The sequence below is a fragment of the Halorubrum sp. AJ67 genome, assembly GCF_000513435.1.
On sequence record NZ_CBVY010000003.1, the window covers coordinates 265,168 to 266,776 of the forward strand.

Genomic DNA, 1,609 nt, shown 5'->3' on the forward strand with positions numbered 1-1,609 from the left:
GAAGCCGCACGCGACCGACGCCGGCTGGCTCGCGCAGGCCGGGACCGACTGCCTCGTCTGCGGGGCCTCAGAGCCGGGGGAGGCGCACACTGACACGGAGAGCGCGAGCCTAGACGTTCTCGACCGCTGTTACGAGATATACGCAGGGCTCGCGGAGCGGGAGTTGTAGCGGATACGGGGGGTCATGGGCCGATCACTCCGGTCCGCGCGCGACCCCGTATGGAAGGGGTTTTATGCGACCCGCGGAAAGTGTGCGCCACTATGGGAGATAAGTCGAAGGCTCAAAAGAAGCGTCTGGCGAAGGCGGAACGCCAGAACACCCGCGTCCCCGCGTGGGTCATGATGAAGACGGACATGAACGTGACGCGAAACCCCAAGCGGCGCAACTGGCGTCGGAACGACCTGGACGAATAGATGTCCACGAACGACTTCGAGGAGCGCGTCGTCACCGTCCCGCTCCGCGACGCCAAGGACAAGCCCGTCCAGCAGCGCGCCGACTACGCGATGAAGATCACGCGCCAGCACCTCGCGAAGCACTTCTCCGTCGAGGAGGACGACGTGATCATCGACGGGTCCGTCAACGAGGCCGTCTGGTCGAACGGGCGACAGAACCCGCCCAGCACGGTTCGAGTCCGCGCGGCTCGGTTCGTCGAGGACGGCGAGCCGGTCGTCGAGGCCGAGCACGCGGAGTAACGTGTTACGGGCGACCTTCACCGGCTCGTCGTACGTGGGCGTCTTCGCCCGCGCGGTCGACGACCTCCTGTTGATCCGGCCCGATGTCGACGAGGACCTCGCCGACGATCTCGGCGCGGAACTCGGCGCGGAGCCGCTGCTCACGACGGTCGGCCGGTCCAACACGGTCGGCGCGCTCGCGACGGGCAACGAGGAGGGAATCCTCGTCTCCTCGCGCGCGACCGAGCGCGAGAAGGACCGGATCGCGGACGTCGCCGGCGTTCCGGTGTCCGAGCTGCCGGGCGAGATCAACGCCGCCGGGAACGTCGTCCTCGCGAACGACTACGGCGCGTACGTCCACCCGGACCTCTCGCGCGAGTCGATCCAGACGATCAAAGACGCCCTCGACGTCCCCGTCACTCGCGGCGACCTCGGCGGCGTCCGCACCGTCGGCACCGCGGCGGTCGCCAACAACACGGGCGTGCTCTGTCACCCCCAGTCGACCGAATCGGAACTTCAGGCGGTCGAGGAGGCGCTCGACGTGCGCGCCGACCTCGGCACCGTCAACTACGGCGCGCCGCTCGTCGGCTCCGGCCTCGTCGCCACCGACGAGGGATACGTCGTCGGCGAGGATACGACCGGGCCGGAGCTGGGCCGGATCGAGGAGACGCTCGGCTTCATCGACTGAGCCGTTCGTCGACGCTCCCGCCTTCGTTTTCGAACCACTCGCACATTTAAGAGTCGCAACGGTGTTGCGTGCGGTATGCCCGCTATCGAGTGCCGAAGTCTCACGAAGTACTACGGCGACGTGCGGGGGATCGAAGACGTCTCCTTCGCCGTCGAGGACGGCGAGGTGTTCGGCTTCCTCGGACCGAACGGCGCGGGGAAGACGACCGCGATCCGCACGCTGCTCGGCTTCCTGTCGCCGACGAGCGGC

The 1,609-nt window shown here is 67.9% G+C and carries 4 protein-coding genes and 1 pseudogene; all 5 read left to right on the top strand.

The genetic code is table 11. The features are described 5' to 3' along the window. Positions 1-169: pseudogene (locus tag BN903_RS16440) on the top strand (M20 family peptidase); the annotation flags it as partial. 92 nt (positions 170-261) lie between these two features. Beyond that, positions 262-414, top strand: coding sequence for a 50S ribosomal protein L39e (locus BN903_RS04760; RefSeq protein ID WP_004050128.1), 153 nt, complete (start codon positions 262-264; stop codon positions 412-414). Then, entirely contained in the window at positions 415-693 is a 279-nt protein-coding gene (locus tag BN903_RS04765) for a 50S ribosomal protein L31e (RefSeq protein WP_048076617.1), read from the top strand. A gap of 1 nt (position 694) precedes the next feature. Beyond that, on the top strand, positions 695-1,360 hold the full coding sequence (locus tag BN903_RS04770) for a translation initiation factor IF-6 (RefSeq protein ID WP_048076618.1): 666 nt from the start codon (positions 695-697) through the stop codon (positions 1,358-1,360). A gap of 75 nt (positions 1,361-1,435) precedes the next feature. Next, on the top strand, positions 1,436-1,609 hold a 174-nt coding region (locus BN903_RS04775; RefSeq protein ID WP_048076619.1), incomplete at its 3' end, for an ATP-binding cassette domain-containing protein.